A 23,144-nucleotide genomic window follows, 5' to 3' on the forward strand; every position below is an offset into this window, starting at 1 on the left:
CTCCGAAATCTCGCGACATTTCTGTCGCACGGTGCCACCAAATAGTCGCGAGTGGATTCGCCAGACTTGGTATAACCGCAGGTCAGAGCCTCATCGGACTTGGCACACCCGTTGCGCTTCACACCGCCCATGAAACGCGGTTTTTCCGATCGCGATGGCGACGTTAAAGGAGGCTCCATGCGTCAGATAGCAATCTATGGCAAGGGCGGCATCGGCAAAAGCACGACGACTCAGAACACGGTGGCCGCACTCGCGGACGCCGGTAAGGGCGTCATGATCGTTGGTTGCGACCCCAAGGCCGACTCGACTCGGCTGATTCTCAACGAGAAGATGCAGATGACCGTCATGGACCTCGCTCGCGAGCGTGGCAGCGTCGAGGACCTTGAGCTCGAAGACGTCCTGCAGCGCGGATTCAAGGGCATTCTGTGCGCTGAGTCCGGCGGTCCGGAGCCCGGCGTGGGCTGTGCCGGCCGCGGCGTCATCACCGCCATCAACTTCCTCGAGGAGGAGGGCGCCTACACCGACGACCTCGACTTCGTCTTCTACGACGTTCTCGGCGACGTCGTGTGCGGTGGGTTCGCCATGCCGATGCGCGAGGGCAAGGCGCAGGAGATCTACATCGTCACCTCCGGCGAGATGATGGCAATGTACGCCGCCAACAACATCGCCAAGGGCATCCTGAAGTACGCGCACTCGGGTGGCGTTCGCCTCGGCGGGCTCATCTGCAACTCGCGCAACACCGACCGCGAGGACGAGCTGATCATGGCTCTCGCCGAGAAGCTCGGCACCCAGATGATCCACTTCATCCCGCGCGACAACGAGGTCCAGCGCGCCGAGCTTCGCCGCAAGACGGTGCTGCAGTACAACCCGGAGCACGTGCAGGCCGAGGAGTACCGCCAGCTCGCGAAGAAGATCAGCGAGAACGAGATGCTCGTGATCCCGACGCCGATCAGCATGGACGAGCTCGAAGAGCTGCTCATGGAGTTCGGCATCATGGAGCCCGACATCGTCGAAGAGGCCGCCGGGGCGGTGGCATAAGCCATGTCCAACCCCTCCTCCAAGATCCATCAGACGCAGAAGCTCATCGACGACGTCCTCTCGATCTATCCCGAGAAGACCCGCATCGACCGTGAGAAGCACGTCAAGCCCAACGACCCGAGCGACTGCTCCACGTGCGCGGTCAAGTCCAACGTCAAGTCTCGTCCGGGTGTCATGACCGTCCGAGGTTGCGCGTACGCCGGCTCCAAGGGCGTCGTGTGGGGCCCGGTCAAGGACATGATCCACATCAGCCACGGCCCGGTCGGCTGCGGCGCCTACTCCAACTGGTCGCGCCGCAACTACTACAACGGCCAGACCGGCGTGGACTCGTTCGGCACGATGCACTTCACGAGTGACTTCCAGGAGCGCGACATCGTCTACGGCGGCGACAAGAAGCTCGGCACCATCATCGACGAGCTCGACGGCCTGTTCCCGCTGGCCAAGGGCGTGTCGGTGCAGTCCGAGTGTCCGGTCGGGCTCATCGGCGACGATATCGAGCAGGTCTCGAAGGCCAAGACCACCGAGCACGGCAAGCCGATCGTGCCGGTTCGGTGCGAGGGCTTCCGCGGCGTGTCGCAGTCGCTCGGCCACCACATCGCCAACGACGCCATCCGCGACCACATCTTCGAGAAGGCCGCGACCGAGATCGAGACCACGCCCTACGACATCACGATCATCGGCGACTACAACATCGGCGGAGACGCCTGGGCTTCTCGGCGGATCCTCGAGGCGATGGGCCTGCGCGTCATCGCCCAGTGGACCGGCGACGCGACGATGGCCGAACTCGCCAACGCGCCGCAGGCCAAGCTCAACCTCATCCACTGCTACCGCTCGATGAACTACATCTGCCGGTACATGGAAGACACCTGGGGCATCCCGTGGGAGGAGTACAACTTCTTCGGTCCCACGAAGATCTACCAGTCCATCCGCGCCATCGCCGCTCACTTCGACGAGACCATCCAGGCCAACGCCGAGGCGCTCATCGAGAAGATGAAGCCCGAGATGGACGCGATCATCGCCGAGTACAAGCCGCGCCTCGAGGGCAAGACCGTGATGCTCTACGTGGGTGGCCTGCGCCCCCGCCACGTCATCGGTGCTTACGAGGACCTCGGGATGGAGATCATCGCAGCCGGCTACGAGTTCGGCCACGCCGATGAGTACAAGCGCACCTACCCGCTGCTCGCCGAGGGCTCCGTGATCATGGACGACGCCACCCCCTACGAGCTCGAGGAGTTCACCAAGGCCCTCAAGCCCGACCTGGTGGGTTCCGGCGTGAAGGAGAAGTACGCCTACCACAAGATGGGCGTCCCGTTCCGCCAGATGCACTCGTGGGACTACTCAGGCCCGTACCACGGTTTCGACGGGTTCTCGGTGTTCGCCCGTGACATGGACATGACCGTCAACAGCCCCGTATGGGGACTCGTCCGCAAGCCGGGAGCGGCAGCCGCCGTCACCGAGCGCGCGGCCAGCTAGGAGGCCGGCCATGACGACCAAGGACCACAACACACTCTTCTCCGAGCCGGTATACGTCGAGCAGTTCGAGAACAAGAAGGAGTTCGAGAACGGCTCGTCGGCCGAGGAGATCGCTCGGGTCAGCGCCTGGACGCAGACCGAGGAGTACCGCGAGCTGAACTTCGCCCGTGAGGGCATCGTCATCAACCCATGCAAGGCGTGTCAGCCGCTCGGTGCGGTGCTCGCAGCGCTCGGGTTCGAGAAGACGCTGCCGTTCGTGCAGGGCTCGCAGGGCTGCACCGCGTACTTCCGCAGCCACCTGTCGCGCCACTTCAAGGAGCCGATCGCGACCGTCTCGAGCTCGATGACGGAGGACGCCGCGGTGTTCGGTGGCCTCTCGAACATGATCGAGGGCCTCGAGAACGCCAACGCGATGTACAAGCCGGACATGATCGCGGTCTCCACGACATGCATGGCCGAGGTCATCGGTGACGACCTGGGCGCCTACATCACCACCGCCAAGGACCGCGGAGTCGTACCTGCCGAGATGCCCATCCCGTTCGCACACACGCCGAGCTTCGCCGGCAGCCACCTCAACGGCTACGACGTCATGATGAAGGGCATCTTCGAGGGCCTCACTGGCGAGAAGGCCGAGACCACCGACGGCACGCTCAACGTCATCCCCGGCTTCGACGGGTACTCGGGCAACCTGCGCGAGATCAAGCACATCCTGGGCTCGATGGGTGTCGACTACCGCGTGCTGGGCGACTACTCCGACGTGGTCGACTCGCCCGCTACCGGCGACTACGACATGTACCCCGAAGGCGGCACCAAGCTCGAGGACGTGCGCCAGGCGATCAACGCCGTCGGCACCCTCTCGCTCCAGCGCTTCGCCAGCGTCAAGACCGGTGAGTTCATCACCAAGTCGTGGGACCAGCCGTTCGTCGGGGGTCCGTTCCCGATCGGCGTCACCGCGACCGATGCGCTGCTCGCCGAGGTCACCGCGCTGACCGGCAAGGACATCAGCGCTGAGCTTGAACTCGAGCGCGGCCGCGCGGTCGACTCGATGGTGGACTCGCACCCCTACGTGCACGGCAAGCGTGTCGCCATCGTGGGCGACCCGGACGTGCTGCTCGGCCTCATCAGCTTCCTGCTCGAGATCGGCGCCCGTCCGGTGCACGTCGTGGCGACCAACGGCGACAAGAAGTTCAAGAAGGCCGCCGAGGCGCTGCTTGCCGAGTCGCCGTTCGGCTCGGATGCGACCGTGTGGATCAAGAAGGACATGTGGCACCTGCGCTCGCTCATGTTCACCGAGCCGGTCGACCTGCTCCTCGGCCCCAGCACCGCCAAGTTCCTGTGGCGTGACACCGGCACCACGTTCGTACGAGTCGGCTTCCCGCTCTTCGACCGTCACCACCTGCACAAGCGCGCCATCATCGGCTATCGCGGGGCGGAGAACCTGCTCACCGACATCGTGAACACCGTGCTCGACGAGATGGACCGCGCGAGCATGAACAACGCTTCGTTTGACCTGGTCAGGTAGGCGAGAGCCCGATGTCAGTCAAACTCGACAAGCTCTTCGAGGCCGGATGCGACGCGGAAGCCAAGCATAAGGTCTGCCGCAGCCGCGGTGGGGAGTCGTGCGCGTTCGACGGTGCTGCGATCGTGCTCATGCCGATCGCCGACGCCGCTCACATCGTGCACGGCCCCATCGTGTGTGCCGGCAACGCGTGGGAGGGCCGCGGCGTGCACTCAAGCGCCGGCGACTTCCACCGCCGGGGCTTCACGACCGACATCGGTGAGCTCGACATCGTCTACGGAGGCGAGAAGCGACTCGCCGAGACGGTCCGTGAGGTCGTTGCCCGCGAACATCCCAAAGCGGTGTTCGTCTACGCGACCTGCGTGACCGGGCTTATCGGCGAGGACTTGGACGGCGTGTGCGCGCAGCTTGCATCCGAGCTGTGGCTACCTGTCATTCCGGTGCACGCGCCCGGCTTCGTCGGCCCCAAGAACCTTGGTAACCGTATCGCGGGGGAGGCGTTGCTCGAGCACGTCATCGGCACCGCTGAGCCCGAAGTCACCACCCCGTTCGACATCACGCTCATCGGCGAGTACAACGTCGCCGGCGACCTCGACCTCGTCGAGCCGCTGCTGCGCGAGTGCGGCATCCGCGTGCTCTCGCACATCACCGGCAACGCGCGCTTCGAAGAGATCCGCTACGCGCACCGCGCCAAGCTCTCGGCGACGGTGTGCTCGCGGGCGCTCATCAACGTTGCGGCCGGGCTGCAGAAGCAGTGGGGCATGCCCAGCATCGAGGTGTCGTTCTTCGGCGCCACGGAGATCGCCCGCTCGCTGCGCGCGATCGCTGATGCGCTCGAGGCGACCTCGCCCGACGCCGCTGCTGCCGGTCTGCGTGAGCGTGTCGAGTCGGTCATCGCACGACGCGAGGCGTGGCTGGACGGCGCCCTCGCTCCCTTCGGGGTCCTGCACGGACAGCGCGCCGTGCTCTATTCCGGCGGTGTGAAGAGCTGGTCAATGGCGTCCGCGCTCGTCGATCTCGGGGTCGAGATCCTCGCCGTCGGCACAAAGAAGTCGTCCGCCGAGGACGAAGAGAAGGTCCTGCAGGTTCTCGGCCACGAGGTTCCTCTGATCGAGGACATCTCACCTGCAGTCATCCGCCGCTACTTCGCCGAGGAGGGCGCGACCCTGCTCGTAGCGGGCGGTCGCAACCGCTACCTCGCTGCGAAGGAGGGGTGGCCGTTTGTTGACGTGAACCAGGAGCGTGAGACGGCGTACGCCGGTTACGAGGGGCTCGTGAACCTCGCACGCGACCTGGCCGCGAGCGTTTCGTTCTACCAGCGGCAGCATCGTGACATCTCGTGCGCGGCGCCGCTGGCGACCACACCGGTCCGCATCGAGGAGCGAACGGGCGCGATCGATGCGCTCAAGAACGCTCCGTCGCTCGGTGCCGCTCTCGCACTTCAGGGCGTCGATCGCGCGATCCCGGTGCTCCACGCGGCGCAGGGCTGCACCTTCCTGGGCAAGGTCCTCGCGCTGCGGCACTTCAACGATCCGATCGCGCTTGGCACCACCAAGCTCTTCACCGAAGACGTGGTGATGGGCAGCGATGACGCTGCAGGAGCGGCGTTGCGTTCACTCGATGCGGCGTCGCATCCCGATGTCATCGCGCTCGTCTCGGGCGGTCTGGCCGAGGTCAAGGGCGAGGACGTCGACGCGATGGTGCGCACGCTCGACCGAGAGCTCGACGCACGCGTCCTGAGCGTGCACGCACCCGACTACACCAGTGGGCTGGAGGACGGCTATCTCGCCGCCGTCCGCGCGCTCCTCACGCTCGCCGAGAACGCCCACCCCGAGGCCGAGCCCGACCCGTGGCGGGTCACCGTGCTGGCCGGCTCGCACCTCTCGCCCGGTGACGTGCGCGAACTGCGCGACACCGTCGAGGCGTTCGGACTCGAAGCCGTCGTCATCCCCGATCTCTCGGCGCTCGATGGCAGCCGAGAAGGCCTGTCTGCGCTGGCCAGCGGCGGGGTCACCCTGCCCCAGCTGCGCGACCTGCACACGAGCTGCCACACCATCGTCATCGGTGCGTCACTCGAACCCGCCGCCTGCGACCTGCGCGAACGGTTCGACACGCCCTACACGGTGATCGATGCCGCGACCGGCCTGGCCGGGACGGATCATCTGCTCACGACGCTTACCCTGCTCTCGGGTGCGCCTCCGGCAGCGCGATTCGAGCGCGACCGGCGTGTGCTCGTCGACGCCATGCGCGACACGCACCTGCGGGTGAGCGGCAAGCGGTTCGCGCTCGCACTCGAGCCAGACTGCGCTGCCGGCATCGCTGCGATTCTCGACGAGATGGCGGCTCGCCCGGTCTGCGTCGTCGTTCCCACCGCGCCGCCCGTCACCCGCCGGATCCTCGCCGATGAGGTCGTCGTCGGGGACTTTGCGAGCGTTCCCGGGGACATCGACCTGCTCGTCGGCGGCAGCCACGGTCGGCGCACCTCAAGCGTGCTCGGCGTCCCGCTGTTCGAGACCGGCTTCCCGCGCTTCGAGGTGTTCGGCGCCTCGCGTGAGGTCACCGTGGGCTACCGCGGGGCCACTGCCGTGATCGACGCCATCGCCAATCTGCTTGGTCCGGTCCATCCCGCACCGCTCACGGGTGCGCCGCACACGCCAGCCCCCCAGGAAAGGAGCACGACATGAAGGTCGCCTTCGCATCCACGCGAGGCACAACCGTCGACGAGCACTTCGGTCGAGCCGGCGCCTTCGCGATCTACGACATCACCCCCGAAGGCGCCGCCTTCCTTGAGCTGCGCCGTGTCGCCGAGGGGGACCTCGACACCGAGGTCGTCGTGACGCGCGGCATGGGTGACCTGCACGACGCTGCGATCGCGGCCAAGATCGAGAAGCTCGCGGACTGCAAGATCGTCTACTTCACCGAGATCGGCGGCCCCAGCGCGGCCAAGCTCGTTCGCAAGGGAGTCATGCCGCTCAAGACCGAGACGGCAACCCCCATCGACGACCTGGCCGACAAGCTCGTTGAGACGATGCGCACCAATCCCGCTCCGTGGATGCGAAAGGCGCTTGCCGCGGATTGCTAGCCATTACCCGTCAGCAGGATACGAAGGAGAGGAACGCGACATGAAGATGGTTCGAGCATTCATCAGGCCCGAGAAGGAGCAGGAGGTCGTCCAGGCGCTCGAGGGCGCCGGGTACGGCTCGCTGACCAAGATGCCGGTCTTCGGACGCGGCAAGCAAAAGGGCCTGCAGGTCGGTCCGATCTACTACGACGAGCTGCCCAAGACCCTGCTCATGCTCGTCGTCGAGGACGAGCAGGCCAAGCACGCCGTCGAGGTCATCGAGGACAAGGCGCGCACCGGGTTCATCGGCGACGGCAAGATCTTCATCTCGCCTGTCGAGGAGGCCTACACCATCCGTACCGGCGAGGTGGGACTGTGAAGGAGATCACCGCGATCATCCGCCGAGACAAGTTGCACCTCACCAAGGAGGCGCTTGTCGAGCTCGGACTGCCGTCCCTGTCGATCCAGACGGTGGAAGGCCGAGGCAAGCAGCGCGGCGACGTCGCCTGCTCGCTGCTCGACATGGACGAGGACGGTCGCATGTGTAACTCGACCGTCGTGCCGCTCTACCCCACGCCGTCCGAGTACGCGCTCGAGCACTATCTGCCCAAGGTCGTTCTCTACGTCCCCAAGCGCATGCTGACGGTCATCGTCGAGGACGCGTCGGTCGAGGCGGTCGTCGCCGCGCTCATCGCGGTCAACCAGACCGGGCAGCCCGGCGACGGCAAGATCTTCATCGCGCCGATCGAAGAAGCGACGCGGATCCGTACCGGCGAGGTCGGCGTCGAGGCGGTGGCGTAGATGACGACGGCGCTGACACGCGACGGTCGCGAGTGGATTCCGGCGTACCTGGACTCCATCGACCCGAAGGCGTGCATCGGCTGCGGTCGGTGCTACAAGGTGTGCGGACGCGGCGTACTCGCTCCGCTCGAGATCGAGTTCGACGAGGACGAGGACGACGAGGATGTCATCTGCACGGTGATGGCGGTCAGCGATGGCGGTGCGTGTATCGGCTGCCAGTCGTGTTCGAAGGTGTGCACCAAGAACGCACACACCTTCGCCGCGTAGGACGCTGCAGGCCAGGAGACTGGAGGCCGACGAGATGCTTCGAGCAGGAGATACACCGGGGGCAGGGCGCTATCAGTGCCTCGTCTGCGGGACTCGACTCGACCTGGAGGACGGCGACGCCCTCCCAAGATGCCCGTTCTGTCACGGCACGGGATTCCACCAGGTTCACGAGTAGCGCTCACGACAAGACAAAAATGTCGCAAGCCCGACCATCTGGTCGGGCTTGTCGGCGCCTCAGGGCGCAAAACCGCAGGTCAGGGCGTATGGAGCGTTGGCACGCGCGTTGCGTTTGTTGAGGGCACATCTCAGCACCAAGACGCGCCGAGGAGAGCCCCATGAGTGACGGATATCCCACAGCAGGCTGTAGCGCCAAGAGCAACGAGCGTCTCGTGATGGCCAACCATCCCTGCTTCAGCAAGGACGCGCACAAGCGGGCCGGCCGCATTCACCTGCCGGTCGCTCCGGAGTGCAACATCCAGTGCGGCTACTGCGTGCGCAAGTACGACTGCGTCAACGAGTCGCGACCCGGCGTGGCGAGCACCGTGCTCACCCCCTCCGAGGCGATCGAGCGCGTGCGAGCCGTCGTCGAGCGCGGCGGTGGCGAGATCGCTGCCGTGGGTATCGCGGGGCCGGGCGACCCACTCGCCAACGAAGCGACCTTCGAGACGCTCGACCTGGTCCGCCGTGAGTATCCCGAGTCGATCCTGTGCGTCTCGACCAACGGGCTCGCGCTGCCCGAGCGCGTCAACGACCTGGTCGCGGTCGGGGTGCGCAGCCTCACGGTGACGATCAACGCGGTTATGCCCGAGACCGCCCACGCCGTCTACGCGTGGGTGAGCGACGAGAACGGCGAGCGCGACGGCAGCGTCGACGGCGCGGCGCGGCTGCTCGAGCGGCAATGGGACGGACTCGCAAAGGCGGTGCGCGCGGGGCTGATCGTGAAGGTGAACTCGGTGCTGATTCCGGGAGTCAACGACTTCGAGCTTCCCGCGGTGGCGATGCTCGCCTCCGAGTACGGAGCGCACCTCTCCAACATCCTTCCGCTCATCCCGCAGTCGAGATTCCGGCACACGAAGCCGCCCTCACCGGCCGATATCCACGCAGCCCGCGACGCCTGTGGCGAGTACCTGTCGCAGATGACGCACTGCAACCAGTGCCGCGCGGACGCGTGCGGGCTTATCGGCAAGGATCAGGACATGGAGTCAGAGACGCTCATGGCGCGCCTCGGCGATGACTACTGCGAAGTGGTGGCGTGATGAAGCGGATGCTGCGAGTACCCCTGAAGGTGACCGCCGGTCTGGCGCGTGGAGCGGCCAGCGGGCTGGTCGCACTGGCACTGGCGCTGGGAGGGGCCGGATGCGCCCCAGCGGCATCGGCTCCGAGCCCGGAGGCGTCGACGACCACGGAGCCGGTTGCGCTCACGATATCGGCCGCTTCCTCGCTCAAGAAGGTCCTCACCGAGCAGACGCCCGCCTTTGAGAGCGCGAGCGGGGCGAAGGTGACGTTCAACTACGGTGCGTCCGGGCAGCTCGTGAAGCAGATCGAAGGCGGCGCTCCGGTTGACCTGTTCCTGTCGGCCAGCCCGTCGGCCGTCACAACGTTGGCAGCCGAGGGTCTGGCCTCCGGCGAAGCGAGTGCCACGTTCGCGGGCAACACGCTCGTGGTGCTCGTGCCGAAGGGCAATCCGGCCGGCATTCACGGACCCGGCGACCTGAAGAAGGCGGAGCGGCTCGCGACGGGTGACCCGGCTGTGGCGCCACACGGGCAGAAGGCGGTTGAGTGGTTGACGGCGATCGGGCTGTGGGATTCCCTCTCTTCCAAGTTCGTCTACGCCGCAAATGCCGCTCAGACCGATGACTACATCGCGCGCGGTGAGGTCGACGCCGGCATCGGTTTCGCCAGCGACGCGACCGGCCGAGATGACATCGAGATCGCATACAAGGTGCCCGATGGCACCATCAAGCCGATCAAATACGCAGGGGCGCCGATCTCGGCTTCCACGCAGCAGGAGCTCGCGAAGGCCTACCTGGAGTTCCTGCTGTCGCCCGACGTCCAGCGGGCCTTCTCCGAGGCCGGTTTCACCGCGGTACCGGCGAAGTAGGGTGATCGCCTTCGCCGACATAGCGTTCCCGCTGCGGCTTTCGCTTCAGGTCGCGCTGCTCGCCACCTTCGGCTGTGCGGTCATCGGCGTGCCGATGGCATACCTGCTCGCGACGCGCGAGTTCCGGGGCAAGGCGATCGCCGACGTTGCCGTCATGCTGCCGCTTGTGTTGCCACCGGTGGTCACCGGGTACTATCTGCTGCTCGTGATCGGCCGGCGGGGGCTGCTCGGAAAGGTGACCGAGTCGCTGACCGGCACCGCCTACGGGATCTCATTCACGTGGCAGGCGGCGGTCATCGCATCGTTCGCGATCGCACTGCCGCTTGCGGTGAGCACCGCCCGAGCCGCGATCGCGGCTGTCGACCCGGCGCACGCGGACGCCTCGCGCACGCTCGGGCACGGGGAGATCGCGACGGCGCTGCGGGTGGTGCTGCCACTGGCGAGTCGTGGGATCGCCGCCGGGCTCGCGCTCGCGTTCGCCCGCGCGCTGGGGGAGTTCGGCGCGACGGTTATGGTCGCCGGTAACATCCCCGGTCGCACGAACACGATGGCGCTGCAGATCTACAACGCGGTGCTGTACGGCGACTGGCGCGGCGCGACGATGCTCGTCGCGGTGTTCACCGTCGTGTCGGCCGGAATGCTGTTGCTGGCAAACCGTCTGACCAGGGCGGTGGCGCGATGAGTGGCCTGTCGGTCTCGGTTCGAGCGTACCTGCCGGGATTCACACTCGACACGGGGTGGGCCGTCACCAACGGGTTCACCGTGCTGTTGGGATACTCGGGCGCGGGCAAGTCCCTGACGCTGTCGGCGATCGCCGGGACGCTGCGTCCGGACGCGGGCAGGGTTGTCCTCGGCGGCGAGACGCTGTTCGATGCGACCGCAGGACTGTGGGTTCCTCCCCAAGCGCGCATGATCGGCTACGTCCCGCAAAACGCCCAGCTCTTCCCGCACATGAGCGTCGCCGATAACGTCGCTTACGCACTCGTCCGCACCCCGCGCCGCGCGCGAGCCGAGCGGGTATCCACGACGCTCGACCGCCTTGGCATCGGGCAACTCGCGGCGAAGCTACCGCATGAGTTGTCGGGCGGTCAGCGTCAGCGCGCGGCGCTCGCCAGGGTCATCGCTTCCGAGCCACGAGCGCTGCTGCTCGATGAGCCGCTGTCCGCACTCGATCTTCCCGTCCGAGTGGAGATGCGCGAACTGCTGGCAGAGGTCCAAACCGAGCTGGACATACCGGTGGTGATGGTCACCCATGACCTGTATGAGGCGTGCTCTTTGGCCGACACGCTCGTCGTGTACTCCGGCACCGGCGTCGTACAGGTCGGGACCGCACGTGAGCTCATCGGTGACCCTGCTACCCCCGAGATCCGGCGCCTGCTCCATGCGGCGGAGGTGCCTGACTCGGTGTTCGACCGTAAGGGACGTGGACAGAAGTCGGAACGGGTCATACCGTTCACCCGAAAGGAGCGGGTCGCATGAGACTCTCAGTCAGGAACCAACTCAAGGGCACGATCGTTTCGGTCACGCGCGGACCGATAACCGCGTTGGTCAAAGTCGAGCTTGGCGGTGGTCAATACGTCACGGCGACGCTTACCACCGAGGCCGCCGATGACCTCGAGCTGACGGAGGGCGCCGAGGTCACCGCGATGTTCAAGGCAAGCGCCGTCATTCTCGGCGTGGAGTAGTAGCACCGCGAGCCGCACGGCCAACCGCCGGACAAGGAGCCGTCGATGCCAGAGCTTCGCCCGATCGGTACCATCCGCACGCCGTTCGCCGCCAAAGACGACGCACCGATCCAGGGAGCGTTTCGCCCGGAGGTGACCGGCACGGTCGAAGTGGACCCCGAGTTCGCAGCCGGACTGGCTGACATCGACGGCTTCAGCCATCTCGTCTTGCTCTACGAGTTCGACCGGGCGGCGCCGGTGGAGATGGTGCGCCAGACCTTCCTCGGCGATGAGGTGCACGGGCTGTTCGCCACGCGTCACCCCGCGCGGCCTAATGCCATCGGGATGACCGTCGTGACGCTGATCTCGCGTGACGGCACGACGCTCACCGTCGGTGGGATCGACGTGCTCGACGAGACGCCGCTGCTCGACATCAAGCCGTACATCCCGCGATTCGACAGCTTCCCCGACGCGAGCGAGGGCTGGCTCGAGGGTCGCCCCGAGCGGCCCAAGCCACCCGGTCGCGAGTAGGACGCTGTCGTCCGGGGCTACTCCGGCCCGAAGCACTCCGAGTAGTCCGGGCATACGCCGCAGCTCGGCGACTTGCAGGTGGCGAATCCGCCCCACCGGCACAGTCGGCGGTAGATGAACTTCTTCCAGCGCATATCCATGACGTTGTCGGCGGCCAGGGGCTCGAAGTACTCCTCGAGGAGTGCGCGCAGCACGCCCCTCCTCTCAAGCGCGAGGTCACGCCACAGGTGTTGCTCCCCGAGGCAGCCCGCTGCGACCGCGCGCGCGATGCGGTGGCGGTCATCCGAGTCCACACCCGGTGTCGCGTCGCGCTCGAGTAGCTCAACGAGCGCATCGAACTCGACGCGTCGCTCAGCTACCTGAGCCGCGAATCGCGATTCGGGGCCCTCTGGTCCGAGGAGGTCGGCGACGGCGGCATCCAGATCCGGTTGCGTGCGCTCAAACGCCACTGACCTCACGCTCCCTCCAGGTCGTACTTGCGCATCTTGTAGCCGAGCTGCCGAGCGGTGATACCCAACTCGCGTGCGGCTTTCGCCTGAACGTGAGCGTGACGGCGCAGCGACGCGACGATTCTACGCCGTTCGAGTGATTCCACCTCGTCCTCCAGCGTGAGTCCGGCCCCGCCGTCCGTCTCCGGCTGATCGTGCATGACCAGGTGCATCGGCAGGTCGCTGGGCCCGATGACGTCGTCTTCAGCAAGCACCACGAGCCGCTGCACGGCGTTCTCCAGCTCGCGGATGTTGCCGGGCCAGGGGTAGCGCATGAGGAGCCGAAGCGTCTCGGATGACAGGCGCACTTCTCGGCCGGCTGTCGCGCAGAAACGCTCGAGGAAGTGCTCGATGAGCAGCGGCAGGTCTTCTCGGCGGTCGCGGAGCGCGGGGAGGAAGACGGGTACCACGTTCAGGCGCCAGTACAGGTCCTCGCGAAACTCCCCGGCGCGGCTCATCGCCTCCAGGTCGCGGTTGGTCGCCGAGACGATCCGCGCGTCGGTCGTCAGCGTCTTGGTCCCACCGAGACGCTCGAACGTGCGCTCCTGCAAGACCCGCAGCAGCTTGGCCTGCAGCGAGGGCGAGATGTCGCCTACCTCGTCGAGGAAGATCGTGCCTCCCCGTGCGAGCTCGAAGCGGCCCTGTTTGGTGGCGACCGCTCCAGTGAACGCGCCCTTCTCGTGACCGAAGAGTTCGGCTTCAAGCAGGTTCTCCGGCAGCGCGGCACAGTTGATCGCAACGAACGGACCCTTGGGACGGAGCCCCTGGTAGTGCAGTGCGTGCGCGATGAGCTCCTTGCCGGTTCCGGATTCGCCTCTCAGTAGGACGGTCGCGCTCGAGCGCGCCACCTTTGTGACGACCCGAAAGACCTCCTGCATGGCGTCGGAGTCACCGATGATGTTGGGCAGCGAATAGCGCCCGCGAAGCTCGCGTCTGAGCGACTCCCGAGACTCCACTTCGTGCTGGTACGTCCAGTACAAGCGCACCGCATGGGCGATGATCGATGCGACGATCTCGAGGATCCGCACCTCTTCATCGAGTCCTACGGGGCCGCCTTCGAGCACGCGGTCGGCGCCAAGCACGCCGAGCACCTCGCCACGCAGCGTGATGGGCACCGCGATGAACGCGACGTCGCTCTTGGGCGTCCTGGATGCGGTGCGGTTGAGGAACAGCGGCTCTTCACCCACGTTGGGTATGCACATCGCCTTGCCACTGGCGACGACCCGGCCGACAACGCCCTCGCCGGCGCGGTATATCCCGCGCGCGATCTCGGCCCGCGTCAGCCCATGGGCTGCGGCGATACGCAGCTCGTGTGTGTTCGGGTTGACGAGCGCCACCATCGTTCGCGTCAGACCGATGCCCTCGGCCAGCAGGCGCATCGACTTGCGCAGGTTGCGGTCGATGTCGAAGCTGCCCACCATCGTCTGGCTGACCGCGAGCAGTGTCGTCAGCTCGTCGGTGACGGGTTGGGATGACGCAGGAGATGTGACGGGTTTAGCCATGCAGGCAGTCAACCACGCCCGTGTTTCCAGAGCGTGGCGCTGCGGTTACGGGACGGCGACGGGAGCCCCGGTGCTGGCGGCCCTCAGGAGGCGATTGGTTGGCTGACGGGTGCCGTTCGAGCTACTTGACCTCGACCAGCGTGATCTCGAACGTCAGGTCCTGGCCGGCCAGGGGGTGATTGAAGTCGAGCACGATCTTCTCGTCATCAACCTCGGTGATGAGCGCGGGAACGCGACGGCCGTCCTCGCCCTCGAGCTCCACGGCCCAGCCAGCCTCGGGGTTGGCGTCGGGCGGAAAGGCATCGCGCGGGAACGTCTGCAGTCCCTCGGGGCGGTGCTCTCCGTACGCCTCGGCTGCGGGAATGGTTACCGTGGCGGTCTCGCCGAGCTCAAGCCCGGACACAGCCGAGTCGAAACCGGGGATGACCGCGCCGGTGCCGATAACGAACTCGAGGGGGTCGCGACCCTCGCTCGAGTCGAATACTGAGCCGTCGGACAGCGTGCCTGTGTAGTTCACCAAGACGGTGTCGCCAGAGAGTGGTGCCATGACAAGGGCCTCCTTGGAGGTTGGGGAAATCGAATTCCGCACACTGTATCGTAAACGCCCGAGATTATTCGGACTCAACTATCAAGCATTCCCATCATTAGCCGATTCTCATCATTGATGGTGAACACGCTCGTGCGGTCGGTTATGATGCCGTTGACCGTCCGGGGGTACTGGCAAAACGCGCAGGGGAGCGGAATGGGCAAGTTATACGACTACTGCCAGCGGGTGCAGCAGCATATCGAGTCCAACGGTCTGGATATCTACAAGTCCCGCGGAGAGATCGCCATGAGGTGTGGTTTCCTCATGCCGCTGGTCAAGCCGGACGATCCTGACGATGCGCAGAAGATCCAGGCGCTGCGAGAGGCAGCCCGGGAACTCTTCGGGTTGAACCTGGAGTAGTACTCCAATGCTTCCAGGCGATTCCCGCCGCGAGGACTGGCAGTGAGCTCCGGCGGACCCGTGGATACGGGTTGGCGCTCGCCGTTCTCGGACCCGAAACCAGACCCAAAGGCCGAGCGCGCACGTAAGGCGCGCCCGTGGATCATCCTTGTCGCGGTGATCGCTGTCGTCGCGTTCGCATGGGGCTGGAATCCTCCCACCACGAACGTGCACAAGTTCTCGAAGGCCAGCGATTACAAGCCGGACCGCGAGAGCGGCTGCACCAATTCCGGCAAGGGCTGTCACGGCGCCGAGAAGACCTACCGTGACTTCAACGTCTATCACCCCAACGCCAAGTGCACGACCTGCCACGACTATCAGGGCGTCGGCTGCATTCCGTGCCACATGCCGCCCGAGAAGGAGTGTCAGCTCTGCCACGACGGGTCGATGGAGCGCGCGGCCGACGTGGTCAAGCTGACCGACCCCTACCCGCGCGGGCACTATCGCGAGACCACCCACACAGCCATGGGTACGCCCATGGACGAGCCCGTTCGCGCATCCGAGGAGGGCAAGGCGTCCGCGAAGTGCGAGGACTGTCACTCGCGCGATCTCGCCGCCTCGCACACCGACGTTCCTTCGGTGGCGGGAAGCGAGTACAAGGGCGGTGTTGGCTGCGGAGAGTGCCATAACGACGTGCGCGCCAACGGTCTGGCCGAGGTGCTCTCGGACTGGAAGGGCCGCGCCTGCGAGGACTGCCACAAGACCGGCTCATCCTCGCCGCAGCACGGTACGACATCGCTTGAGGTGGCCGAGGCCAAGAGCCCGCTCTCATGCGGGGATACCGGCTTGGGCTGCCACAGCGTCAACGACCTGCACCTCATCCACGCCGACAAGCCCAAGACCTGCTCCGGGGAAGCCGAGGAGGGTGAAGGTTCGTGTCACGTGATCGGCGCGGAGGCCGCGAAGCCTAACGCGATCACGTGCGGCGGCGAGGATGACGAGACCTGCCACCTGTACTACGTGAACGACTCCTACACTCATGCGCGCGACATCGAAGTGCACTCACCGGCCGGGTCACTCGCGGCAGACACCTCGTTCGGCGACGCGCCCTGCGGTCGCTGCCACTTCATGGACAACGACGGAACCAGTCTCGTCGTCGAGCACGAATTGGCGACGTCTGAGATGTCCGGTGAGCCGGGCAATGTCTGCGTGAACTGCCACAACAACGAAGCCGCTGTCGTCGCCGTGCAGGACAGCTGGCCCGAGCGCGCGACGAGCGAGGCGTGCTCGACGTGTCACGGCAAGGCCGGTCTGCCCGAGGCGCACTCGGGTGACGTGGCGGCCGCCCACGCCGAGACCAGCGGGGGCTGCTCGGAGTCGGGCGCCGGATGTCATCCCACCGACGACCTCTCCGAGGTCGGCGCTCCCACGACGACAGCGAACATCCATCGCGACTGCCTGCGCTGCCATGACTGGACGAAGGCAGACGGCAATCAGGCGTACAACCCCGAGAAGCGCACCTGCGGCGAGGGCCGCGACTGTCATTCAGCCAGCGGCAGCTACGTGGTGGCCACCGACGTGCACAACGGCGGCGGCGGTCTGGCGGACGGCACCGACTCCGCACACCACGCAGCGCGCGCAGCGCAGGCCACGGCCACCTGGGACGACACTGCGGCCGGCACGAAGACGGCGTGCGGCTCGTGTCACAGCATGATTCTTGGCACCGAGCACTCGCGTACATACGCGAGCCCCGCGCGCGGCCGATCGACGTTGTGCTCGCGATGCCACAACGCCGCCGAGGATGTCTCGGAGGTGGTCAAGGCGAGCTGGACGCAGAAGGCCGGCACCGGCGCGTGCCGGGCCTGCCACGTTGCCGGTTCCACACGCGCCATCCATGCATCGATCGAGACCTCGCACGTAGCAACCGAACTCTCCGCCAGCGGCACTCCGCAAAACGGGGCATGCGCGCGGGGCGGTTGCCACGCGTCGCTTGACCTGCGCGTACTGCATCGCGGCGTGGGCTGCACCGCAGACGGCTGCCACTCGACGCAGGCAAGCATCTTCGGTGGGACCATCACAAGTTGCGGCGGCGTCGACTCGAGCATCGCCTGCCACGCGGGCTTCTCGGAGAACACGCACTTCACTGACCACGACGCGAACCGGTCCGGCACCGTCAACGGGGTCGCGTACGTCGACGGCAAGAACGTCGGCTGCTTCGGCTGCCACGTGACCGACCTGCGCGTGGAGCACGAGAACGCGCGTCAGGCCGGCACGCTCGAGGGCGGCGGTTCGAGCAGCTGCGCGATATGCCACGAGCAGACAGCGGGTGCGGGCTCGTACGCCGGCGCAACCGCGGTCAAGCGTGCGATCGCCGACCGTGATGCGCGTTGCGCGTCGTGTCACGCGAGCGGGAGCAAGCACGACACGGCCGCCGCCGCGGCGTCGGCGCACAAGAACACCTCGACGGCCCCCACGCTTCCTGCCGGCAGCGTGTGGTCCGACCCGCTTGACGACTGGAAGGCAGCCTTCGACGGCGTCACCGGCTCGGGCCACAATGCGCTCTCAGCCGAGCTCGTGGGCGGCGCCGTCCAAAAGCTGTTCCCGGAGTCCACCTTCAGCATCGAGGGCACGACCTACGTGTGGGCGCTGCCTCCCAACTCGGGGCAGACGAAATGGCTCATCGCCGCACCGTTCCCGCCGGGCGCAACCGACACCACCGAGTCGATCCGTCACATTCGCATGACGTGCGCGGACTGCCACACGCTGCCGGCCGGCATGAACGGGCCGCACGGCTCGGCGGTTCCCATCGCCATCGACCCCGCGTACAGCCAGACCGAGTACGCGAACCCCTCGCGCGACGTCAGTCAGTTCCAAGCGACCGGCACCAGGCGTGTTGTGTGCTTCAAGTGTCACCCGATCTACTCGGGCGGTATCGAGGGCACGACGACGCCGGGCGGCGCATCGCTGCATGCGAGGCACGTGACGCACCCCGACCTCGACCCGTCGAGCAAGCACTACAAGGGCGAGACGTGCGTGGACTGCCACGTGCGCATCCCGCACGCCTGGAAGCGCCCGCGCATGCTCATCCGCACGGTCGTCACCACAGATGGAGCCACACCCGATGCGTTCCCGTACGTGAGTACGGGGCACGACGGGTTGCTCGGAATACGTCTGCGCAGCTTCAATCCGCAGACGCAGTTGCGTTCGAGTTCGTGCGTGGTGGGCAGCTGCCATCCGGCCAGCAGTCCCACTCGCCACCCCCGTCCGTCGGACGTTCCGACGGCGACGTATTGGCCGTAACCTGATTGTAGATAAACGGGTACACTTGCTGGCAAGCGGCGAAGGGCCGCCTTGGGGAGGGAAGTCAATGAAGGTCACGTCAATTCGCACCAAGATGCTGGTCGGGGTCGTTGCACTCAATCTGATCGGCGGACTGCTGGTCATCGTCTATCTTCACCAGTCGCTCTCCGGAGGTCTGGACGTGTGGGCGCAGGAGTCGCTCGACGTGGGTACCGCGTCGTGGACCGAGCTCAACAGCATCGCCGCCGATGAGTTCGGCGACTTCACCGACCCAAAGAACGCAACCAAGTACGTCGAAGCGCTCAAGGGCATCTCGGGTGCTGATTTCGGTCTCATGATGGACAAGGAAGCCATCGACCAGAAGACCTACGAGAAGCAGCTCGATGCGGCAGGTAAGCCGAGCAACTTCGATGAGCGCGACAATTTCGTCATGGTTGCTTCGACCGACGAGGCCGTTGCCGAGAAGATGCAGCTCAAGACCACGACGGCAGCTGATGTACCCGAGATCGGCAAGATCGTCGGTATCGAGAACGGCGCATGCCTCGGCGCGTGCCACCAGACGATCAAGCAGGAGGGCGACTTCTGGAAGGTCGCCTGGAGTGACGACGGCGACAGCCGCACACACGTCGTGATCCCGGTCACCGACAAGGCCGGCAAGCAGGTGGGCGTTCTGTACGCGATCGACAACATCACTCCGCAGGCCGAAGAGGCCAAGTGGGTCATCTACAGCACCATGATCGCCATCGGCCTCACGCTCTTCATCGTCACGCTGGTCATCGGCGCCATGCTCGACCTGTGGGTCTTCAAGCGCCTGAACTACATGATCAACAGCATGGAGGACCTCTCCATGCGCGTCGCCGGTGGCGACTTCTACGCGAAGTACCAGCCCAGCGGGCTCGACGATGAGATCGGGAAGTTCGAGAAGTTCTTCGAGCGGTTCCTCGACCTCATGACCGCGACGCTGCGTTCGCTCGTCGACAAGTAGGCCGACATGGCCGGCTGGTACGAGCCGATAACGGGCAAGTGCAGCTGGTGGCGTGAGTCGGTGCACGAAGACGACGCGCACGACATCACAATCAAGGCCGCGAAGAAGCGGGTCGAGTGTATGTGCTCGATCGAAGGCCATGGCTGGAACTACATCCAGTCGGAACTTCCATCGGATTGCCCTGAGGCGATCCGATGCCGCTATTACATCAAGAGCGGCTAGCAGGGCGATTCAGAGCGGGGGCGGTTGATGCCGGCCCCGCCATGTGGTAATACTTCATGCCATGAACAATATTCCCCATAAAGCAAATGCGGGTGCCGATGAGGCAGCCCAGATCGGTCGTGAGTTGCGCGCCTTCTGGCACGGGCTCATCCGCGAGAGCGAGCGGGCGGCGCAGATCGACCGCCAGCAGTACTGGGCGCTCAGTTCGCTCTCCGACGGGCCGCTGCGGATGACCGCCCTCGCCGAGCGCATGCAGACGTCGCAGGCGTCGCTGACCGGCATCGTCGACCGTCTCGAGGAGCGCGGCCACGTCGCGCGCGTTCGCTCCAGCGAGGACCGGCGCGTCGTGGAGGTCGAGATCACCGAGTCGGGGGTCGCCGAGCTGGCGCGGACCCGCGACCTGTTCTCGGCCAAGCTCGAGGCGAAGCTCAAACCCCTGACCGACTCCGAGCGTACCGCGTTTCTCGCGACGCTTCGCACGCTCAACGCTGTGTCCGATTCCCACTGCGGGTGATGACCCGGCGTCAGACACCGCCGACGACCGTCCGCTGACCCACCCCGTCCACCGCAAGGAGAGCCCCCGAATGCAACTTCGCTCACTCCCGCAACGCCGCAAGATGTCGATTCTGGGGGCAGTACTGCTCGCCATGCTCCTCGGCGCGCTCGACAACACCATCGTCGGGCCGGCCATGCCCAACATCGTGCGTGAACTGGGCGGCATGGCGCTGCTCTCGTGGGTCTTCACGATCTACTCGCTCACCTCGACGATCACGATCCCGATCGTCGGCAAGCTGTCCGACCTGTACGGCCGCAAGTGGTTCTACATCGGCGGCATCATGATCTTCCTCGTTGGCTCGGCGCTGTCGGGCGCGGCCGGCGAGCCGTGGCTCAACTCGATCTTCCGCACGCTCACCGGTTCCGACAACGCGATGCTGCAGCTCATCATCTTCCGAGGCATCCAGGGCATCGGTGGTGGCGCGATGATGGCCAATGCGATGGCGATCATCGGCGACCTGTTCGAGCCGCGCGAGCGCGGCCGCTACCAGGGGCTCACCGGAGGCGTGTTCGGGCTGGCCTCGGTCTTCGGCCCGATGCTCGGCGGGTGGCTCACCGACACGCTGTCATGGCGCTGGATCTTCTACATCAACATTCCGTTGGGCATCGCCGCCCTCGGCCTGCTCATCGCCGTCATGCCCAAGCCCGAGATCGGGCAGCAGCATCGCGTCGACTGGTGGGGTGCTCTCGCGCTCACGTCCGGGCTCGTGCCGCTGCTGCTCGCGCTGAACTGGGGCGGCTCGGAGTACGCGTGGGGCTCTCCCACGATCCTCGCGCTGCTGGCAGCGGCACTCGTCGCACTCGTACTCTTCTGCCTGCGCGAGCTGCGCGCCTCCGAGCCGATCCTCGACATCACGCTCTTCAAGGACCGCGGGTTCTCGGCGAGCATGGCCGTGCTCTTCCTCTCGGGAGTGGGCATGTTCGGCTCGATCATGTTCCTGCCGACGTTCATGCAGGTCGTCTTAGGCCGCAGCGCATCGAACTCCGGCGCCCTGCTCATGCCGATGATGCTCTCGATGATCACCGGCTCCATCGTCACCGGGCAGATCATCAGCCGCACCGGGCGCTACAAGATCTACGGAGTGGTGGGGCTGGCGGTATCAGCCGTGGGGATGTTCATGCTCTCTCGCATCGGGATGGAGACGAGCAGCGCGATGCTCGCGTTCGACATGGTGCTGGTTGGTATCGGAATCGGCATCACGATGCCGCTGTTCACCGTGTCGCTGCAGTCGCAGTTCCCCACGCGTATCGGCGAGGTCACCGGCGCGATGCAGTTCTTCCGCTCGATCGGTGGCACCGTGGGCGTGGCGGCGCTCGGCGGCGTGATGAATGCCGCGTTCGGCCGCGAACTCACCGCGCTGGTCGCCTCGAGTTCGGACACGTTCGGGAAGGCCGCCCCGCTGTTCACCAAACTCGCCGAGGAACCCGCGAAGCTGCTCAACGCCGGTGCCCTCGAAGCCGTCGCCGCGAAGGTGCCGGTTGAGCTGCAGCCGCTGCTCGATCCGTTCTTCACCGATGTGAAGCTCGCGCTGACCACCGGTATCACCGAGGCGTTCCTGTGGGGCACGGTGCTCATGGCCCTCTCGTTCGTCGCGATGCTGTTCGTAGTCGAGGTGCCGCTGTTCTCCAAGCCGCATCTCGACACGCCTGCCGAGATCGGCGCCGAGCTCCTCGCCGAGGAGAGCGTGCAGCCCTCCGAGCACGAACCGGTCGTCGTGGGCGACGAGCCCGAGGAGTAGCATCCGCGCATGGTGAATCGCGCTGACAGTAACGCCGATGAGGGCGCGCCGGGCGACGGCGTGACGGTTTACGCCGCAAGCGGCACCGCCACGGCAGCAGTCGACCCACGCTTGCCGGCGTTCGTCGCGCTCGTGGCGCAGCGGGGCCGCGAGCTGTACCGCGACCACCCGTGGCGCAACACGCGCGACCCCTACGCCGTGCTGCTCTCCGAGGTCATGTTGCAGCAGACGCAGGTCCCGCGCGTCGTGCCCAAGTGGGAGGCGTGGCTCGAGCAGTTCCCGACGATCGACGCTTTGGCCGCCGCACCGCTCGAACCGGTGCTCGTGGCGTGGCAGGGGCTTGGCTACAACCGCCGCGCGATCGCGCTCAAGCGCGCCGCCGAGGAGGTCGCAACGCGCTTCGGCGGCGAGCTGCCGAGCGACGAAGTGGCGCTGCGCTCACTGCCGGGCATCGGCCCGGCCACCGCATCCGGCGTCCGAGCGTTCGCGTTCGACCTACCGGGCGTCTACCTCGAGACCAACGTTCGCGCCGTCTTCCTGCATGAGCTGTTCGCCGACAGCGACGGCGTCAGCGACCGAGAGGTCACGCCGCTCGTCGCCGCTGCCGTACTCGAGGCAGCGCGCCAAGGCGTGTCGCCTCGCACCTGGTACTACGCGCTGCTCGACTACGGCGCGCACCTCAAGCGCGAGCTCCCCAACCCCTCGAGGCGCAGCGCGCACCACGCGCGCCAGTCGGCCTTCGAAGGCAGCCGCCGCCAGAAGCGCGCGTGGTTGCTGCGCGACGTCGTCGCGCAGCCCGGCCGCGCCACAGCCGACATCGCCGCGGGTCTCGACGCGTTCGAGGGCGCGGCCGGACGCGCTGCCCAGGGGGCGGACGCGGCGATGGGCATTCTCGAGGAGTTGGCGCGCGACGGCTTCATCGCACGGGACGGGGAGCGCTGGTTCGTGGCGTGAAGCCGTCGCGCTCGCTCGC

Annotated in this window: 25 protein-coding genes; 22 read left to right on the forward strand and 3 right to left on the reverse strand. The window is 66.3% G+C overall.

The genetic code is table 11. From position 1 onward, the window contains the following. Window positions 1–177 precede the first annotated feature (177 nt). The 15 genes from nifH (at window position 178) to tsaA (ending at window position 12,455) form a co-directional block, all read left to right on the forward strand. The gene (gene nifH, locus HGB10_02385; GenBank protein ID NTU70657.1) at window positions 178–1,038 is read left to right on the forward strand and encodes a nitrogenase iron protein; all 861 of its coding nucleotides are present in this window, start codon (window positions 178–180) and stop codon (window positions 1,036–1,038) included. A gap of 3 nt (window positions 1,039–1,041) precedes the next feature. Then, window positions 1,042–2,511 carry a nitrogenase molybdenum-iron protein alpha chain gene (nifD, locus tag HGB10_02390; protein ID NTU70658.1) on the forward strand — a complete coding sequence of 490 codons (1,470 nt, stop codon included), beginning with the start codon at window positions 1,042–1,044 and terminating at the stop codon, window positions 2,509–2,511. A gap of 10 nt (window positions 2,512–2,521) precedes the next feature. Further along, a complete protein-coding gene (gene nifK / locus HGB10_02395; protein NTU70659.1) occupies window positions 2,522–4,033 on the forward strand; it encodes a nitrogenase molybdenum-iron protein subunit beta in 1,512 nt (503 codons plus the stop codon). Window positions 4,034–4,044: 11 nt separating this feature from the next. After that, window positions 4,045–6,714 (forward strand): nitrogenase iron-molybdenum cofactor biosynthesis protein NifN, encoded by a 2,670-nt coding sequence (gene nifN / locus HGB10_02400; GenBank protein NTU70660.1) that lies wholly within the window; start codon window positions 4,045–4,047, stop codon window positions 6,712–6,714. Beyond that, window positions 6,711–7,112, forward strand: a complete 402-nt coding sequence (gene nifX, locus HGB10_02405; GenBank protein NTU70661.1) for a nitrogen fixation protein NifX — start codon at window positions 6,711–6,713, stop codon at window positions 7,110–7,112. Before nifN ends, nifX begins: the two co-directional genes overlap by 4 nt. Window positions 7,113–7,152: 40 nt before the next feature. Further along, entirely contained in the window at window positions 7,153–7,470 is a 318-nt protein-coding gene (locus tag HGB10_02410; GenBank protein ID NTU70662.1) for a P-II family nitrogen regulator, read from the forward strand. Continuing rightward, entirely contained in the window at window positions 7,467–7,892 is a 426-nt protein-coding gene (locus HGB10_02415) for a P-II family nitrogen regulator (GenBank protein ID NTU70663.1), read from the forward strand. Before HGB10_02410 ends, HGB10_02415 begins: the two co-directional genes overlap by 4 nt. Further along, window positions 7,893–8,159: a ferredoxin III, nif-specific gene (gene fdxB, locus HGB10_02420; protein NTU70664.1), complete on the forward strand. Its 267-nt coding sequence runs from the start codon at window positions 7,893–7,895 to the stop codon at window positions 8,157–8,159. A gap of 34 nt (window positions 8,160–8,193) precedes the next feature. After that, window positions 8,194–8,334: a zinc ribbon-containing protein gene (locus tag HGB10_02425; protein ID NTU70665.1), complete on the forward strand. Its 141-nt coding sequence runs from the start codon at window positions 8,194–8,196 to the stop codon at window positions 8,332–8,334. A 217-nt stretch (window positions 8,335–8,551) separates the two neighbouring features. After that, on the forward strand, window positions 8,552–9,415 hold the full coding sequence (locus tag HGB10_02430; GenBank protein NTU70666.1) for a radical SAM protein: 864 nt from the start codon (window positions 8,552–8,554) through the stop codon (window positions 9,413–9,415). Then, a complete protein-coding gene (gene modA / locus HGB10_02435) occupies window positions 9,415–10,260 on the forward strand; it encodes a molybdate ABC transporter substrate-binding protein (GenBank protein NTU70667.1) in 846 nt (281 codons plus the stop codon). Before HGB10_02430 ends, modA begins: the two co-directional genes overlap by 1 nt. 1 nt (window position 10,261) lies before the next feature. Beyond that, window positions 10,262–10,942, forward strand: coding sequence for a molybdate ABC transporter permease subunit (gene modB / locus HGB10_02440; protein ID NTU70668.1), 681 nt, complete (start codon window positions 10,262–10,264; stop codon window positions 10,940–10,942). Further along, window positions 10,939–11,739, forward strand: a complete 801-nt coding sequence (locus tag HGB10_02445; GenBank protein ID NTU70669.1) for an ATP-binding cassette domain-containing protein — start codon at window positions 10,939–10,941, stop codon at window positions 11,737–11,739. Before modB ends, HGB10_02445 begins: the two co-directional genes overlap by 4 nt. Continuing rightward, a complete protein-coding gene (locus HGB10_02450) occupies window positions 11,736–11,945 on the forward strand; it encodes a TOBE domain-containing protein (protein ID NTU70670.1) in 210 nt (69 codons plus the stop codon). Before HGB10_02445 ends, HGB10_02450 begins: the two co-directional genes overlap by 4 nt. Window positions 11,946–11,990: 45 nt before the next feature. Further along, window positions 11,991–12,455 (forward strand): tRNA (N6-threonylcarbamoyladenosine(37)-N6)-methyltransferase TrmO, encoded by a 465-nt coding sequence (gene tsaA, locus HGB10_02455; protein NTU70671.1) that lies wholly within the window; start codon window positions 11,991–11,993, stop codon window positions 12,453–12,455. Window positions 12,456–12,472: 17 nt separating this feature from the next. Here tsaA and HGB10_02460 read toward each other — a convergent pair whose 3' ends face one another. The 3 genes from HGB10_02460 to HGB10_02470 form a co-directional block, all read right to left on the reverse strand. Further along, window positions 12,473–12,904 carry a nitrogen fixation protein NifQ gene (locus HGB10_02460; protein NTU70672.1) on the reverse strand — a complete coding sequence of 144 codons (432 nt, stop codon included), beginning with the start codon at window positions 12,902–12,904 and terminating at the stop codon, window positions 12,473–12,475. Window positions 12,905–12,909: 5 nt separating this feature from the next. Further along, window positions 12,910–14,445: a sigma 54-interacting transcriptional regulator gene (locus HGB10_02465; protein ID NTU70673.1), complete on the reverse strand. Its 1,536-nt coding sequence runs from the start codon at window positions 14,443–14,445 to the stop codon at window positions 12,910–12,912. A gap of 121 nt (window positions 14,446–14,566) precedes the next feature. Then, window positions 14,567–14,992 carry a peptidylprolyl isomerase gene (locus tag HGB10_02470; protein NTU70674.1) on the reverse strand — a complete coding sequence of 142 codons (426 nt, stop codon included), beginning with the start codon at window positions 14,990–14,992 and terminating at the stop codon, window positions 14,567–14,569. A gap of 195 nt (window positions 14,993–15,187) precedes the next feature. Between HGB10_02470 and HGB10_02475 the strand changes: the two genes are divergently transcribed. The 7 genes from HGB10_02475 to HGB10_02505 all read left to right on the forward strand — a co-directional run bounded on the left by HGB10_02475 (window position 15,188) and on the right by HGB10_02505 (window position 23,125). Further along, the gene (locus HGB10_02475; GenBank protein ID NTU70675.1) at window positions 15,188–15,391 is read left to right on the forward strand and encodes a hypothetical protein; all 204 of its coding nucleotides are present in this window, start codon (window positions 15,188–15,190) and stop codon (window positions 15,389–15,391) included. Between the two features lie 42 nt (window positions 15,392–15,433). Then, window positions 15,434–18,670 (forward strand): cytochrome c3 family protein, encoded by a 3,237-nt coding sequence (locus tag HGB10_02480; protein ID NTU70676.1) that lies wholly within the window; start codon window positions 15,434–15,436, stop codon window positions 18,668–18,670. A 67-nt stretch (window positions 18,671–18,737) separates the two neighbouring features. Continuing rightward, a complete protein-coding gene (locus HGB10_02485) occupies window positions 18,738–19,655 on the forward strand; it encodes a hypothetical protein (protein NTU70677.1) in 918 nt (305 codons plus the stop codon). Window positions 19,656–19,661: 6 nt separating this feature from the next. Continuing rightward, complete coding sequence (locus HGB10_02490; GenBank protein ID NTU70678.1) at window positions 19,662–19,877, forward strand: hypothetical protein; 216 nt, start codon at window positions 19,662–19,664, stop codon at window positions 19,875–19,877. 61 nt (window positions 19,878–19,938) lie between these two features. Next, window positions 19,939–20,391 carry a MarR family transcriptional regulator gene (locus HGB10_02495; GenBank protein ID NTU70679.1) on the forward strand — a complete coding sequence of 151 codons (453 nt, stop codon included), beginning with the start codon at window positions 19,939–19,941 and terminating at the stop codon, window positions 20,389–20,391. Between the two features lie 70 nt (window positions 20,392–20,461). Beyond that, window positions 20,462–22,171 (forward strand): MFS transporter, encoded by a 1,710-nt coding sequence (locus tag HGB10_02500; GenBank protein ID NTU70680.1) that lies wholly within the window; start codon window positions 20,462–20,464, stop codon window positions 22,169–22,171. 9 nt (window positions 22,172–22,180) lie between these two features. After that, the gene (locus HGB10_02505; GenBank protein ID NTU70681.1) at window positions 22,181–23,125 is read left to right on the forward strand and encodes an adenine glycosylase; all 945 of its coding nucleotides are present in this window, start codon (window positions 22,181–22,183) and stop codon (window positions 23,123–23,125) included. Window positions 23,126–23,144: the final 19 nt, after the last annotated feature.

The sequence above is a fragment of the Coriobacteriia bacterium genome (genome assembly GCA_013334745.1).
Classification (GTDB): domain Bacteria; phylum Actinomycetota; class Coriobacteriia; order Anaerosomatales; family JAAXUF01; genus JAAXWY01.